This is a genomic window from Arthrobacter sp. KN11-1C, from assembly GCF_052180225.1.
Taxonomy (GTDB): Bacteria; Actinomycetota; Actinomycetes; order Actinomycetales; family Micrococcaceae; genus Arthrobacter.
This window is the reverse complement of sequence record NZ_CP197467.1, coordinates 1425524-1439820: the sequence shown is the minus strand read 5'-3', so window position 1 is coordinate 1439820 and position 14297 is coordinate 1425524. Positions and strand designations below refer to the sequence as shown.

The following is a 14297-nucleotide window of genomic DNA, read 5'->3' as shown; positions in this document are numbered from 1 at the left end:
CCGTGGGTAATTTTCTCGGAGCACATGCTCCTGACTCCACGATTCAATCAGAAGCATTATTGGTGAAACGTTTGATTTTGTGAGTTGAGACACAAAATTTACTTTTCTTTTGGCTCGAAGTCGGCTACGCGGACCACACCACGACCCTTCTGGCATCGGAGAGAGGATTTTGTTAGCGCTAACAATGTTGCCGCACACTTCCCACGGGGAGGTGTACGGAAATTCGCGGTCCTAGAGTTCCGCGCGCTGCAAGGACCGGGCGGCGTCGATGGTTGCCTGGCCGAGAACACGGGTGCCTTGGTACAGCACGATGGTCTGCCCGGGCGCGACCCCGCGCAGGGGCTCGACAAGAGTCACCACGAGGCCTTCGCGCTCGACGCCGGCGTCGTCGGCGTGGCGGACGACCGAAGCCTTGGCAGGAACGGGATCACCGTGGGCGCGGACCTGGGCGTGGCAGTCGAACTCGGCGCCCGTGGAAACCTCAGCGATGGGCAGGCCTGCCCAGGACACCTTGATTCCGCGGATTTCGTCGATCGCCAGAAGGGCTTCGGGCCCGACGATCACCTTGTTTTCCTTGGGCCGGATTTCCAGCACGAAGCGCGGCTTGCCGTCGGCGGCAGGGGTGCCGAGCTTGAGGCCGCGGCGCTGGCCTACGGTGAAGGCGTTGGCCCCGGGGTGTTCCCCCACCTTGGTTCCGGCCTCGTCCACGATGTCGCCCGTGGTCATGTCGATCTTCTCGGCGAGCCAGCCGGCGGTATCGCCGTCCGGGATGAAGCAGATGTCATGGCTGTCCGGCTTGTTCGCCACGGACAGGCCGCGGCGCTCAGCCTCGGCGCGGACCTCGGCCTTGGAGGGCGTCTCCGCCAGCGGGAACATGGAGTGCTTGAGCTGCTCATGGGTCAGGACGCCGAGGACATAGCTTTGATCCTTGGCCCAATCGGCCGCACGGTGGAGTTCGGGATTGCCGTCCGCGTCCTGGATGACCTTGGCGTAGTGGCCGGTACAGACCGCGTCGAATCCCAGGGCGACGGCCTTCTCCAACAGGGCGGCGAACTTGATCCGCTCGTTGCAGCGCATGCAGGGATTGGGAGTGCGGCCGGCAGCGTATTCATCGATGAAGTCCTGGACGACGTCTTCCTTGAAGCGTTCCGAGAAGTCCCAGACATAGTACGGAATCCCCAGGACGTCGCACGCGCGCCAGGCATCGCGGGAGTCTTCGATGGTGCAGCAGCCGCGGCTGCCGGTGCGCAGCGTTCCGGGCATGCGGGACAGCGCCAAGTGGACGCCAACGACGTCGTGTCCCGCCTCGACGGCGCGGGCGGCGGCAACGGCGGAGTCGACTCCGCCGCTCATGGCTGCAAGAACTCGCATGCTGGCTTTCTGTTGATGTTGGGGGGGGAAGTTTGCGCGGAAGAGACCAAGCGCGCCCAACTATTCTAGCGCCCGCAGGAATCCGCCCCAAAAATGCCTTGACCACCGTCGCGAACGATTCTAAAGTCAAAATAAACAGTTTTAGATTCCGGCCGCACGCGCATTCACCCGCACGCAGCCTGGCCACGCGAACCGCCCACGCCCCGCGAATCGAGTCACCATGGACACTGAACACATCCTTATCGCAGGCGGCGGACTGGCCGGCGCCACGGCGGCCAAGACCCTGCGCTCCGAAGGTTTCCAGGGCCGCATCACCGTGGTCTGCGCCGAGAATGAGTTGCCCTATCTGCGCCCTCCCCTCTCCAAGGAATTTCTCCTGGGCAAGGCTGACGAGGATACCGTCCCGGTGCTGGGGGCCGGCTGGTACCGGGAGAACGACGTCGAACTCCTCCTTGGCGAGGAGGTCGCGGCTGCCGATCCGGCCGCCCACACGGTGAAGCTGGGATCCGGAACCGAGATTCAGTTCAGCAAGCTGCTGATCGCCACGGGTGCGCAGCCGCGCCGGATTCCGCTTCCCGGTTCCGATCTTGCGGGCGTCATGACGTTCCGGACCTTCAATGATTCCCGGCGGCTCAAGGAAGAACTGTCCGGCGGAGGCCGGAGTGTGGTGATGATCGGCTCAGGTTGGATCGGCATGGAGCTTGCCGCAGCCGCGAGCAGCTACGGCAACAGCGTGACCCTGCTGGGGCTTGAAGACGTCCCGCTCAGCATGGCCATCGGTCCCGAACTGGGCGGCTTCTTCCGCAGCGTGCACGAAAAGCACGGCGTGCAGTTCCGGCTCCCTGCGAGCGCAGCGGAAATCACCGGCACCGGGGGCAGGGCAAGCGCCGTTGTCACCAACTCCGGCGAAGTGCTTCCTGCCGACCTCGTGGTAGTGGCGGTCGGCCTAGTTCCGGATACGACCCTGGCCGAAGCCGCCGGGCTGGACATCCGCAACGGTATCGTGGTGGATTCTTCGCTCCGGACCAGCAGCCCGGACGTCTTCGCGGCCGGAGACGTCGCCAACGCCCTCCACCCCTTCACCGGCGATCACCACCGAAGCGAGCACTGGTCCAACGCCCTCAACGGCGGCAAGGTCGCAGCCAAGGCGATGCTGGGACAGGACGCGATGCTGGACGTCGTCCCGTATTTCTACACGGACCAGTTCGACGTCTCGATGGAGTACTGGGGATATCCCACCCTCGCGGCAGGGTCCGTTCCCGTCATCCGCGGCGCGTTGGAGGAGAACAGTTTCCTCGCCTTTTGGCTACGGGACGGTGCGGTGGTGGCGGGCATGAGTGTCAACCAGCAGCGGGTACAGAAGCCCGTGAAGGCGCTCATTTCGGGGCGCATCCCGGTGGATGCGGACCGCCTGGCTGATCCTGCCGTTCCGCTGGATCAGCTGCTGCCCGGAAACTGATCGCCGGCGGGGACGCTGCCGTGGCTCCGGGCCACGGTGGCTGCGGTTTGGATACTGGACTCGTGACCGGCCATTCCCGCAAGCTTCGCCCGGGCATACGCGTCCGGCAGGGCCTTGAGCAGGGCGTCGACGTCGGCGTCGTTCGAAGAGTGCCCCAGGCTGAATCGTTGCGCCCCGCGGGCGGTGTCCTCGTCCAACCCCATGGCAAGCAAGACGTGCGAGGGCCTGGGGACCCCCGCGGTGCAGGCGGAGCCGGTGGAGGATTCGATTCCAGCGAGGTCCAGGAGGAACAGCAGGGAATCGCCTTCACAGCCCGGGAACGTGAAGTGCGCGTTGCCGGGAAGCCGCGCGTCGCCGGTCGCGCCGCGGAGCACCGCCTCGGGAATGGCGACCTTCACGCCGTCGATGATCCGGTCACGGAAGGCGCCGATCCGCGCGCGCTCTGCCACCAGGTTGTGGGAAACAGACTCGGCCGCGGCGGCGAACGCCGCGATGGAGGCCGTATCCAGGGTCCCCGAGCGCACGTCGCGCTCCTGCCCGCCTCCGTGCTGGACGGGAACGACCTTGGTGGAACGCCCCAGGAAGAGGGCCCCGACGCCGACGGGTCCGCCGATTTTGTGGCTGGAGACCGACATCGCGGCGAGCCCGGATTCGCGGAAGCTCAGGGGAATCGAGCCGAACGCCTGGACTGCGTCCGAGTGCACGGGTATGCCGTGGGCGGCGGCGATGTCCACGATCTCCTTGACAGGCTGGATGCTACCCACCTCGTTGTTTGCCCACATGACAGTGATCAGGGCCACCGATCCCGGGTCGCGTTCGATCTCCGCCCGCACAGCATCGAGCCGCACCACGCCCTGGGAATCGACGGGGAGCCAGACCGCTTCGGCGCCTTCGTGCCGTTCAAGCCACTCGACGGTGTCCTGCACCGCATGGTGCTCGACGGCGGAGCAAAGGATCCGCTTTCGCCGGCCGTCCCCGTCGCGGCGGGACCAGTACATCCCCTTGACCGCAAGATTGTCGGCCTCGGTTCCCCCGGACGTGAAGATGAGCTCGGAAGGATGCGCCCCGGCCGCTGCCGCAATCGCCTCCCGCGCATCTTCCACGGACCGCCGGGCACGCCGTCCGGAAGCATGCAACGATGACGGGTTGCCGGTCCGTGCCAACTCGCGGGTCATGGCGGTGAGGGCTACAGCGGCGAGGGGCGTGGTGGCGGCATGGTCGAGGTAAACGGGCACTATCCAAGTCTATCGAGGCCGGCGGATCCAGGCTCCGGGCGAAGGCGCGTTGCCGCGCCACCCCCGAATCGGCAGGACTAATCGGCGGGACTAATCCGCGGGACGGATCACGATGCCGGACGGATCCTGGCGCAGCAATGGCCTTCGCGGTTGTCATCGGCGATCCGGTCCTCGGCGATTCCGCACGCGGCAGCAGCTCCGCTCAGGAAGGCGCCGTTCATGGCGCAGACGACGCTCGTATGGCTTTCGGCCAGCCGATGGAACGGGCAATTGACCAGGGAGTATCCGCCGTCGTCGTCAGCTTCCGGCCTGTAACCATAGTTCGCCAGGAGGTCCTCGAAATGCGGCTCGACGCTCCCGGCCTCGCGGCCCCGGGCGTAGGCGGTTTCGAGAAGGGCTTCGCGGGGGGAGCCACCCTGTGCCATCAAGGCCTGGATGGCCGAGGCCATCACTTCGCCGGCGAGGTCGTAGTGGCGCTCAGGCACCGAGGCGCCGACCTCTTCAATGACAGGGGCGTACAGCTTCGCAGGGCGCCCGGAACCCGGACCGACCTTGCCCCCGAGCTTGCGGAACTCGACACTCAGGAGCCCGTCACGGACCAGCCGGTCAAGGTGAAAGGACGCCGTGCTGCGCGGAAGTCCGAGGGCCATCGCGGCATCGTCGCGGCTGACCGCGTCTTTTGCGCCGCAGACGTGCTCGTACAAGCGGCGCCGATTGCCGTCGTCGAGGGATGCCAGCGCGGAAAGCCGACGCAGCCAGGGAAGTCCGGTCATGCATCCAGCTTAACTCTAAAATCAACACTCATTGCTTAATCCTTCCAAGCTTTCTAAAATCAAGTTATCCACTTTTAGAAAGAAGGCATCATGAGTACCGCATCATCCCCGGCCCAAGCGAAAACCGGATCGCTGATGTCCATGGATCCCCAGCGGCAGGCATTCCTGCTCCTCCGGACCGTGTTCACCGTGGCGCCGATCATTTTCGGACTGGACAAGTTCACCAATCTGCTCACCCACTGGACGATCTATCTGGCGCCAGTGGCCACCTCCGTGATTCCGGTCCCGGCCCAGACGTTCATGTACATCGTGGGCGTCGTGGAGATCGTGGCCGGCCTTGCAGTGGCGGTCCGCCCTCGCTTTGGTTCGCTCCTGGTGGCAGTGTGGCTTCTGGGCATCATCGTGAACCTGCTGGTGCTGGGCAACTTCTTCGACGTCGCGCTGCGGGACTTCGGATTGCTCGTGGGCGCGCTCGCGCTCAACCGCCTGGCCGTCGCCTCGCAAACTGACGGCCCTGCTTAGGCCAATACCCGCAGGGCGCCCGGAACCACGTCGATCTCCAGCGGGAGGGGACCGATCCGCTCCCCGTCGGCGTAGGCCACCACGTTCTCCGCACCAAGCCGCACCGAGCGCACCCGGCGGATTTCCACCGCCGGGTGCGAGGTGTGCCGGCCGGAAAAGACCTTCGGGAACACCGCAAGGAGGGCCAGCCGGGACAGGGGCTTGACGACAAACAGATCCAGCCACCCGTCGTCGGGCGCGGCATCCGGGACGATGCGCATCCCGCCGCCGATCGATGGGACGTTGGCCACGGAAATCAGCATGGCACCCTCCCGGGATGACGCGCCGTCGGCCGTCACGGTGTAGTTGATGGCCCGGAACGATCCGAGCTCCCGGAGCATCGCGAGGGTGTAGCGGAGCGTACCCCTGGGCCATTTCCAGGAGTTCGCCCGTTCATTGACAGCGGCGTCGAATCCCGCGGACACCGCCCCGGCAAACCACATGGTCCGTCCGCCGGAAGTTACGCGGCCCGCGTCGATCAGCCGGCCGCCGTCGGCGAGCGCCGAAACCACGCGGGCGCAGGACCCCGGGACGTCCTGCAGGGGCAGTCCAAGCATCCGGGCCATGTCGTTTCCCGTACCCACGGGAACAATCCCGAGCGGCAAGCCCGTCCCGCCGAGCGAGTTGACGCCCAAGTGGACCATGCCGTCGCCGCCCACCACCACCAAGGCATCGGGACCCGCACGCAGTGCTTCGTTTACCGCTTCCCGCAGGGCGTCCATGCTGTCGCGCCGAAGGACGACGACGTCGAGGCCTGCGGCGCGGAGGCAGCGGGCGGCTTCGTCCCCGGCAAGGGCGTGCCGGCCGAACGCTGCGGTCGGATTGACTGCCAGCACGATCCTTCGACGCGGCGGACCGCCCCGCCCCTCGGAGCCGGTGCTTGACAGGTCAAAGGGATGATCGGGGCCGGCCGGGGAGTTCACAGCATGAATCATGCCACCGGCAGGGGCGGGATCCGGGGAACTAAAGCCCCGGCCGCCGTCGTTCTCATGGTGGGCTGGCTAGACTTGCCAAGATCGCCGTTCCGGCACAGGGCGGCGGGAATCTTCAGAATCCCAGAGAAAGGCCCGTGGTTGGCTCAGGGCAGCAGTTCCCACTATCAGGTCCTCCGGGTCCCCGTCACGGCGACGGACAAGGAGATCAAAGTGGCCTACCGGAAGGCCGCGAGGAACGCCCACCCGGACCACGGCGGGGATCCCGAAGTCTTTCGACAAGTCACGCTGGCGTACGAGACCCTGATTGATCCCAAGCGGCGGGCGGAGTACGACCGCCGCTACGCGAGCGGCGTTTCGGGCAGGACAACACCGTTCCCGGCGCAAAGGCCTGACTACGCCGGCACCGGCGCTCCCGGACCGGAAACCCGGGCCGGGGTCCACCGTCCGAATGCCCCGCGCAACACCGCCGGGGACGCCCCCGTCTACGTCCCGCCCTTCGATGATCCCTTGGAGGTTCCTCTCATTTCCAAGGGCGAAGCCGCCTTGCAGGTCCATGGAATTCCCCGGAGGCGTGGAATCTTCGGCGCCGAAGCGCGCATTCAGCGCGAAATGCGGACAGTCCAGCTCATCAGCCGCCAGATCCTGCCCGCCATCCCCTCGGCACGGCTCATCAACGGGCTCCGCTCCCCCTCGGATGACAGCCACATCGATCACGCCCTGCTTGTCGGCTACCGCTTGACGCTGATCGGTTCCATGTTGTTGCCCAAGGGCGCCTATGCCTGGGACGGCGTGGCGCTCAAGCACGGTGGCCGCTCGGTGCCGCCGCCCCAACTCGAGCTCATCGTTCGCCACATGCAGGAGATCTTCCCGGAACTGAATGTGACGGGCTGGGTGGTGGTCCACAGCCCGGACGGCAATCCGCACGAGCCGGTCATCGACAACTACAGGCGCACGGACGGAGACTTCGGATCGGTGCAAATCGTCAACGCCTCCGGGCTGGCACGCGGCCTCAAGCAGTTCCTGAGTTCAGGACCCGCGCCCAACACCGTGGTTGTCCCGGTCCTTGCCCGGTTGCTGCGCGGCATGCACTGAGCAAGGTTCTCTTTTCGCTGGCTAGGATTGATACGTGTTCCGCATCCTCTTCCACACCCCTGAAATCCCAGGCAACACGGGAAACGCCATCCGGCTCGCCGCCATCACCGGCGCGGAGCTCCACCTCGTGGAGCCGTTGGGCTTCGACTTCTCCGACGCGAAGCTGCGCCGCGCGGGACTCGACTACCATGACCTCGCGGTAGTCACGGTGCACAAGGACATCGAGGCGGCATGGGCGGCGTTGCAGCCTGAACGCGTCTTCGCATTCACGTCCGACGGCGAATCCTCCTACACGGACATTGCCTACGAGGAAGGCGACGTCCTGCTGTTCGGCCCCGAGTCCGTCGGGCTTCCCGCCTGGCTGAAGCAGGATCCGCACGTCACGGCCCGCGTCCGGCTTCCCATGCTGCCGTCCCTCCGTTCGCTGAACCTTGCCAATGCAGCCTCCATCGCGGTGTACGAAGCCTGGCGTCAACACGGTTTTGCGGGCGCGAAACTCTAGCCACGCCGATCGGCCGCCTGGACAACCTCAAGCCACCTCCGCGTAGCACCCATCCAAAGCTCCCCCTGCGCCGAATACCCTATGCAGGCACAAAGCCTGGGCGGGCAGCTGGCCTGCGAAGCAAGGGGCCGGTGAAGCGGCGGCCGCGGAAGGGGCGCAGGTGACTACTCTCAAGACTCGCAGTGCTTCTGGTACTGCCAGGGTCACGAGCAATCTATGCTGGACGGTGATGGATACACCCAATGTGCGAGGCCACGAGGCCCCCAGCCTGATTGCCGGCTCGAATGCGCAGCTTGCGGAATTGCTGGGGTTGATGGCCGACGGCGACCGCGGCGCCTTCAGCGAGTTCTACCGGCTCACGGCGAGGAGGGTCTTCGGCATGGCCAAGCGCGTCTTGGTGGATGCCGGCCTGAGCGAAGACACCACCCAGGAAGTGTTCATCCAGGTCTGGCAGAACGCCGGCAAATTCAATCCCGAGGCCGGCAGCCCACTCGCGTGGCTCATGACGATCACCCACCGGCGCGCTATCGACCGCGTCCGCTCCGCTCAGTCCGCCACGGACCGCGAGGCGAAATATGGTGCCGCAAGTCAACTCCTTGACCATGATTCCGTGGAAGAAGAAGCCAGCAGCCGGCTTGAGGCCGAGTCCGTCACCCGTTGCCTCGCCACCCTGACGGAGACGCAACTGGAGTCCGTGCGGCTCGCCTACTATGGCGGGCTCACCTACCGGGAGGTCGCCGAACAACTCGGCGCCGCGATACCGACCATCAAGTCCCGCATCCGCGATGGACTTCTCCGACTCAAGAGTTGCCTGGGGGTGAGCTGACATGACCGAACACGATGACAACAACCGGAATTTCGGGAAGGAAGGCCTCCGCAGGATGTTCGCCACCGATATAGCTACTGATCTTGCCGAAGGCCGCGTCCTGGAGCTTGCCGAGATCTATGCCCTCGACGCCTTGAGCGACGCCGAGCGAGCAGAAATCGACAACTACATTGCCACCGCGCCTGAGCGCTCGGCATTCCTTGAGCGGGTCAGGCAATCACGCGAGACCCTCGCCACCTCCTTCGCCGACGAGGCCGAACCGCCTCCCGGACTCTTGCAGGACATTCTGCGGCAGCTCCCGGAACAACCTCGGGAGGCATCCGCACCTTCGCCGGTTTCCGAAGCGCCGCCCGCCGCCGCAACGCACGTTTCCCCCGACGTCGTGGACCTCGCCGCAGCTCGGAGCCGGCGGGATCGCCGACGCTTCGGAGGCGTCCGTGGTTGGGTGGCAGCAGCCGCCGCGGCCGCGGTCATCGCGCTTGGCGGTGTAGGCGTGGGCGTCTACGTGGCCGGGCAAAACGATCCCGTGAACCAAGTGCTTCAGGCCAGCGATGTCCGGCAAGCCACCGTCGACGTCAACGGCGGCGGCACCGCCACGGTGTCGATCTCCACCTCGAAGAACGCCGTGGTGGTCCGCATGAACGGAGTTCCGGCTCCCCCGGCCGGCAAGGTCTATCAGATGTGGCTTATTCCCAAGGACGGCTCCGACCCTGTATCCCAGGGACTCATGGACGCCCAGGCCTTGAGCCACCCGGCGGTTGTCTCCGGCATTTCCAGCGCGGCGGCCATCGGCATCACGGTTGAACCTGTGGGCGGCTCCAAGAAACCGACGCTTCCCACGGTTGCCGCGGCTCCTCTCGTGTAGCAGCGGTGGGCCCTGGCCCGACGGGAGTCGTTGGCGACGGGGCTTGACCTTGACGTAACGTCAACTTTTACGCTGGGTACATGAAGCAGGACAAGGCAGGTACCTGGACCATTTCAGAGCTGGCCAAGGCCAGCAAGGTTTCCTCACGGACCTTGCGCCATTATGACCAACTCGGGCTCCTGGAACCTGCCCACACGGGACACAACGGCTACCGGTACTACGGCCAGCCTGAACTGCTGCGCCTGCAGCGGATCCTCCTGCTTCGCGAACTTGGCCTTGGGCTCGAGACCATCGGCGAAGTTCTGGATGGCCAGGCCGATCCCGTGGAGGCACTTGCCGTGCACAGGAACTGGCTGCTGGCCGAGCGCGACCGACTGGACCGGATGTCCCGGACGGTCGACGCCACCATCGCAGCACTACGTCAAGGAGAAACCATGACCGCGGAGAACATCTTCAAGGATTTCGACAACAACCCCTACGAAGCCGAGGCGCGCGAGCGCTGGGGCGATCGGGCCGTCGAGGAGAGCAAGGCCCGCCACTCGGCGATGACCACGGCCCAAAAGCAGGCCTTCATGGAGGAGTACGCGGCGCTGAACCAGGATCTTGCCCGGTGCTTCGACGCCGCCCTTCCGGCGGACCACCCGGACGTCCAGGCAGCCGTCGGCAGGCACTACCGGTGGATCTGCGCCAGTTGGACTCCCAACGCAGAATCCTACGTGGGCCTCGGCCAGATGTACGTGGACGACCCCCGGTTCACTGCCAATTACGACAAGGTCCGGGTCGGCCTGGCGCCCTACCTGCTCGAAGGCATCAAGGTCTACGCGGCAGAAAAGCTCAGTTAGCGCATTCTTGCCGAAAAGTCCGACGGCGGCCCGCCCCACTGGAAACACAGGGGGCGGGCCGCCGTCGTACTGGCTGTTAGCTAGGCAGCCCCGCTAAATGATCAGCGAAAGCACCATGATGAACGCGAAGGCGACCACCGAGATGAGCGTCTCCATCACCGACCACGTCTTGAACGTCTGCCCGACCGTCAGGCCGAAGAGTTCCTTCACGAGCCAGAACCCGGCATCGTTGACGTGGGACAGGAAGAGTGAGCCGGCACCGATGGCCAAGGCAAGGAGTGCGGCATGCGTCGGGCTCAGGCTGCTCGCCAAGGGAGCAACGATGCCCGCAGCCGTCACCGTGGCAACCGTTGCAGAGCCCGTGGCCAGGCGAAGCGCCACAGCCACGATGAAGCCCAGCACCAGCACCGACATATTGGCGCCCTCGGCCCATTTCTTGACCGCGTCACCGACGCCGGCACCGATCAGGGTCTGCTTGAAGCCACCACCCGCGCCGACGATCAGCAGGATCGCGGCAATCGGTCCGAGGCTGTTGCCAAGCTTGGCGGTGATCTTGCTTCCGGTGAAGCCAACGGCGTAGCCGAAGGTCACCATGGCTGCGAGCACAGCAAGGGTCATTGCCACGAGCGGCTGCCCGACGAAGTCCAGGACGGTGCGGATCATGGGGGCGTGGGCGGCATCGGGCCAGACAATGTCCGCGATGGCCTTCAGGAGCATGAGCACCACAGGGAAAATGATGGTCAGCAAGGTGACGAGGAAGGTCGGCTGGCGCTTCACTTCGCTCAGGTCGACGGCGTGCTTGGTGTCGACGCCGCCGGCCACCGCGGGGGCATCCACGGGAACCCAGCGCGCGGCCAAACGGGAAAACAGCGGTCCGCAAATGATCACTGTGGGGACGGCCACCAGGAGCCCAAGAGCCAGGGTGGTGCCCAGCTCGGCCTTCACCGCGCTGACGGCGATGAGCGGTCCGGGGTGCGGCGGGATCAAGCCGTGCAACACGGAGAGGCCCGCGAGCGCCGGAATGGCGATGCGCATGAGCTTCATCTGCGAGCGCTGGGTGACCAGGACAATCACCGGAAGCAACAGGACGAGCCCGATCTCGAAGAACATCGGGAGGCCGATGATGACCGCAACCAGCGTGATCATCCAGACCACCCTGTTGCCCTTGGCCTTTTCAAGCAGGGTATCGACTACCCGGTTGGCGCCGCCGGAGTCCGCCAGGAGCTTGCCCAGCATGGCGCCGAGCGCAATCAGGAGGCCGACCTCCTTGAGGACACCGCCCACGCCGTCTTCGAAGTTGCTGACCACCTTGTCCAGCCCAACTCCGGAGGCAAGGCCAACGAAGGCCGAGCCCAGTACCAGGGAGAGGAAGGGGTGGACTTTGAATTTGGCGATCAGCAGCACGATCAGCGCAATGCCGATAGCCGCGACCACAAGCAGTTGGGTGTCGTGCCCGGTCCAGTTCACGCTGCATCTCCAGTTGTGTGTGCCGGCTGTGCCCCAAGGCCAAGCCGTTCGATGATTTCGTCTGCCTCTTCAGCAGGAGAAGCGGAGACGCACAGGGAGATGTGGTTCTCGTCCTCAGTGGGCGCTTCCAGTGCGTCGAACTGGGATTCCAGCAGCGAGGCCGGCATGAAGTGCCCGTGGCGCGAAGCCAGCCGGTCGGAAATCTTGTCCTTGCTCCCCTGGAGGAAGACGAACACGACGCCTTCGCCGCGCAGGACGTCCCGGTAGCGCTTCTTCAGGGCCGAGCAGGTGATGATGCCCGGCTTTCCTGCTGCGGTGCGCTCTTTGATCCAATCGGCAATGATGTCCAGCCATGGCCAACGGTCCTCATCGCTGAGTGCTTGCCCCGCCTGCATCTTTGCAACGTTCGCTTCCGGGTGGAGGTCGTCGCCTTCGGCGAGGTCCCAACCCAGCCGGCCGGCCAATACGCCGGCCACTGTCGATTTGCCGGAACCGGAGACCCCCATGATCACCAATACCGGCTGTTGTGCAGTCTTCGCCATCAAAGTCTGCCTCTCTCAATTAAATATGATTTAAACGAGACTAAGCATATGACACAGCTAACACATCAGCAATTTCAGAAACCGGCGATGGTTTGGGACCCGTTGACCTCGACCACATGGAACGCTTCGGCGCTGCGGCCGCCGGGCATTCCGGCGCGCGAGGCGTTGTCCCGGAGCATGCTCCGGACGGCCCGCTCCATGCCTTCCAGGTCGGGGTGCTGGCTCGCGTGGATCCGGATCGCCGCCAGTTTCGCGTCGATATGGTCGGTGACATCCACGAAATAGTTCTCACGGGATTCAGGACCGGCGAAGAGCCACAGCCATGGCAGCTTGTAGGCTTCGAGGCCGGCTTCCGCCAGCTCCGGGTAGGCAAAGGGGTTCTCGAGCGCGGGGTACACGGCCCGGGTCACGATCTCACCCACGGCGAGGTGGTCTGGATGGCTCTTCTGGATCCTGTCCCAGTTGCGTTCCGGGTGCATGGCAAGCACGACGTCGGGGCGGATTTCGCGGATCAGCTTCACCACTTGCTTGATCACCGCGTGCGTCGGTTCCAGGTAGCCATCGCGTTCATGGAGATAGTGCACGTCCGTCACGCCGACGAGGGCGGCGGCTTGCCTCTGCTCCTCCGCGCGCATGGAAGTGATCTCCTCGCGGTGGGCAGGATCGAAGCCGCCGGCGTCGCCGTCGGTCATGACGCAGTAGCTGACCTCGACGCCGGCAGCGGTCCAGGCGGCAATGGTGCCGGCCGCGCCGAAGTCGACGTCGTCCGGGTGGGCGGTAAAACAAAGCACCCGCTCAACTCGCTCCGTGGAGGCGTTGAACGGGCTCTTTGCTGACGTGGCGTCAGAAGACAAAGGGATCAGCCTTTCCGCTTTTTGATCTCTTCGGTGGCCTGCGGAACAACCTTGAAGAGGTCGCCGATGATGCCGAAGTCCGCGATTTCGAAGATGGGCGATTCAGCATCCTTGTTGATCGCGACGATGACCTTGGAGGTCTGCATCCCGGCCTTCTGCTGGATCGCTCCCGAAATGCCCGCCGAAATGTAGAGCTGCGGGGAAACGGTCTTGCCTGTCTGGCCAACCTGGTAGTCATGGCCGATCCAGCCTGCGTCCGTGGCGGCACGGGAAGCCCCGAGTGCACCGCCCAGGGCGTCGGCCAGTTCTTCCAACGGACCGAAGTCGCCGTCGACCCCGCGTCCGCCAGCAACCACGATCCTGGCTTCGGTGAGCTCGGGACGGCCGCTGGCCGGCTTTTCCGCCCGCCCGGTGACCCGTGCGGCATTCGCGGTGGCATCGGCCGGGACGTCGATGGTGACGGCTTCGGGCGTGTTTGCCGCGGCCGGGGCATCGACGTCAACACTGTTCGGCTTGACCGTGAGCACGGCGACGGCGGTGCGCGCCTTGGCCGTGGTGGTGTACGAGCCGGCCAGCACCGACTTATGGGCCGTGCCGTCGGCGTCGACCCCCACGACGTCGGTGATGACGCCGGCGTTGAGCTTCACGCCGAGCCGGGCCGCGATTTCCTTGCCGTCGGCCGTGTTCTCCAGCAGGACGGTCCCGGCTCCGGCTGCCTCGACTACCGCGGCAAGATAAGCGGCTTTCGGCGCAACCAGGTAGTCGTCCAGGTCCGTGGCGGACGGACGGTAGATCACCGAGGCTCCGTGCGCCCCCAAGGAGGCGGCGACGTCGTCGTGCAGTTCGCCGTTGACGGCGACCACCACTTCCCCGAGGGAACGCGCGATCGTCAGGAGTTCCAGGCTGCTCTTCTTGAGCGCCGCGCCCGGGTTGTCAATGAATACAAGTGCTTTTGCCATGTGTCGGAATCCTC

At 65.3% G+C, this 14297-nt stretch carries 15 protein-coding genes; 7 read left to right on the top strand and 8 right to left on the bottom strand.

Annotated elements, in window-relative coordinates; translation table 11 throughout:
- Window positions 1–231: 231 nt before the first annotated feature.
- Window positions 232–1371, bottom strand: coding sequence for a tRNA 2-thiouridine(34) synthase MnmA (mnmA, locus tag ACSBOX_RS06765; RefSeq protein ID WP_442545359.1), 1140 nt, complete (start codon window positions 1369–1371; stop codon window positions 232–234).
- A gap of 220 nt (window positions 1372–1591) precedes the next feature.
- On the opposite strand from mnmA, the gene ACSBOX_RS06760 reads away from it, so the two are divergent.
- Window positions 1592–2830 carry an NAD(P)/FAD-dependent oxidoreductase gene (locus tag ACSBOX_RS06760; RefSeq protein ID WP_442545358.1) on the top strand — a complete coding sequence of 413 codons (1239 nt, stop codon included), beginning with the start codon at window positions 1592–1594 and terminating at the stop codon, window positions 2828–2830.
- On the opposite strand, the gene ACSBOX_RS06755 is transcribed toward ACSBOX_RS06760, so the two are convergent.
- Window positions 2809–4065, bottom strand: coding sequence for a cysteine desulfurase family protein (locus ACSBOX_RS06755; protein ID WP_442545357.1), 1257 nt, complete (start codon window positions 4063–4065; stop codon window positions 2809–2811). The two genes, ACSBOX_RS06760 and ACSBOX_RS06755, sit on opposite strands and share 22 nt — an antisense overlap.
- A gap of 107 nt (window positions 4066–4172) precedes the next feature.
- Entirely contained in the window at window positions 4173–4838 is a 666-nt protein-coding gene (locus tag ACSBOX_RS06750) for a helix-turn-helix transcriptional regulator (protein WP_442545356.1), read from the bottom strand.
- A gap of 90 nt (window positions 4839–4928) precedes the next feature.
- Here ACSBOX_RS06750 and ACSBOX_RS06745 point away from each other — a divergent pair, with 90 nt between their 5' ends.
- Entirely contained in the window at window positions 4929–5360 is a 432-nt protein-coding gene (locus ACSBOX_RS06745; RefSeq protein WP_442545355.1) for a hypothetical protein, read from the top strand.
- On the opposite strand, the gene ACSBOX_RS06740 is transcribed toward ACSBOX_RS06745, so the two are convergent.
- Window positions 5357–6235, bottom strand: a complete 879-nt coding sequence (locus tag ACSBOX_RS06740) for a diacylglycerol/lipid kinase family protein (protein ID WP_442545354.1) — start codon at window positions 6233–6235, stop codon at window positions 5357–5359. The genes ACSBOX_RS06745 and ACSBOX_RS06740 overlap by 4 nt on opposite strands.
- 237 nt (window positions 6236–6472) lie before the next feature.
- Here ACSBOX_RS06740 and ACSBOX_RS06735 point away from each other — a divergent pair, with 237 nt between their 5' ends.
- The 5 genes from ACSBOX_RS06735 to ACSBOX_RS06715 all read left to right on the top strand — a co-directional run bounded on the left by ACSBOX_RS06735 (window position 6473) and on the right by ACSBOX_RS06715 (window position 10461).
- Window positions 6473–7426: a J domain-containing protein gene (locus tag ACSBOX_RS06735; RefSeq protein WP_442545353.1), complete on the top strand. Its 954-nt coding sequence runs from the start codon at window positions 6473–6475 to the stop codon at window positions 7424–7426.
- 34 nt (window positions 7427–7460) lie between these two features.
- Window positions 7461–7928: a tRNA (cytidine(34)-2'-O)-methyltransferase gene (locus tag ACSBOX_RS06730; RefSeq protein ID WP_078108363.1), complete on the top strand. Its 468-nt coding sequence runs from the start codon at window positions 7461–7463 to the stop codon at window positions 7926–7928.
- A 229-nt stretch (window positions 7929–8157) separates the two neighbouring features.
- Window positions 8158–8754 (top strand): ECF RNA polymerase sigma factor SigK, encoded by a 597-nt coding sequence (sigK, locus tag ACSBOX_RS06725; protein WP_442545352.1) that lies wholly within the window; start codon window positions 8158–8160, stop codon window positions 8752–8754.
- Window position 8755: 1 nt separating this feature from the next.
- Entirely contained in the window at window positions 8756–9619 is an 864-nt protein-coding gene (locus tag ACSBOX_RS06720) for an anti-sigma factor (RefSeq protein WP_442545351.1), read from the top strand.
- An 80-nt stretch (window positions 9620–9699) separates the two neighbouring features.
- Window positions 9700–10461 (top strand): MerR family transcriptional regulator, encoded by a 762-nt coding sequence (locus ACSBOX_RS06715; RefSeq protein ID WP_442545350.1) that lies wholly within the window; start codon window positions 9700–9702, stop codon window positions 10459–10461.
- 93 nt (window positions 10462–10554) lie between these two features.
- On the opposite strand, the gene ACSBOX_RS06710 is transcribed toward ACSBOX_RS06715, so the two are convergent.
- From ACSBOX_RS06710 to ACSBOX_RS06695, 4 genes are all read right to left on the bottom strand, one after another.
- On the bottom strand, window positions 10555–11928 hold the full coding sequence (locus ACSBOX_RS06710; RefSeq protein WP_442545349.1) for a GntT/GntP/DsdX family permease: 1374 nt from the start codon (window positions 11926–11928) through the stop codon (window positions 10555–10557).
- Complete coding sequence (locus ACSBOX_RS06705; RefSeq protein WP_442545348.1) at window positions 11925–12470, bottom strand: gluconokinase; 546 nt, start codon at window positions 12468–12470, stop codon at window positions 11925–11927. Before ACSBOX_RS06705 ends, ACSBOX_RS06710 begins: the two co-directional genes overlap by 4 nt.
- 74 nt (window positions 12471–12544) lie before the next feature.
- A complete protein-coding gene (locus ACSBOX_RS06700; protein ID WP_442545347.1) occupies window positions 12545–13324 on the bottom strand; it encodes a PIG-L deacetylase family protein in 780 nt (259 codons plus the stop codon).
- A gap of 5 nt (window positions 13325–13329) precedes the next feature.
- Window positions 13330–14283 (bottom strand): electron transfer flavoprotein subunit alpha/FixB family protein, encoded by a 954-nt coding sequence (locus tag ACSBOX_RS06695; RefSeq protein ID WP_442545345.1) that lies wholly within the window; start codon window positions 14281–14283, stop codon window positions 13330–13332.
- Between the last annotated feature and the right edge of the window lie 14 nt (window positions 14284–14297).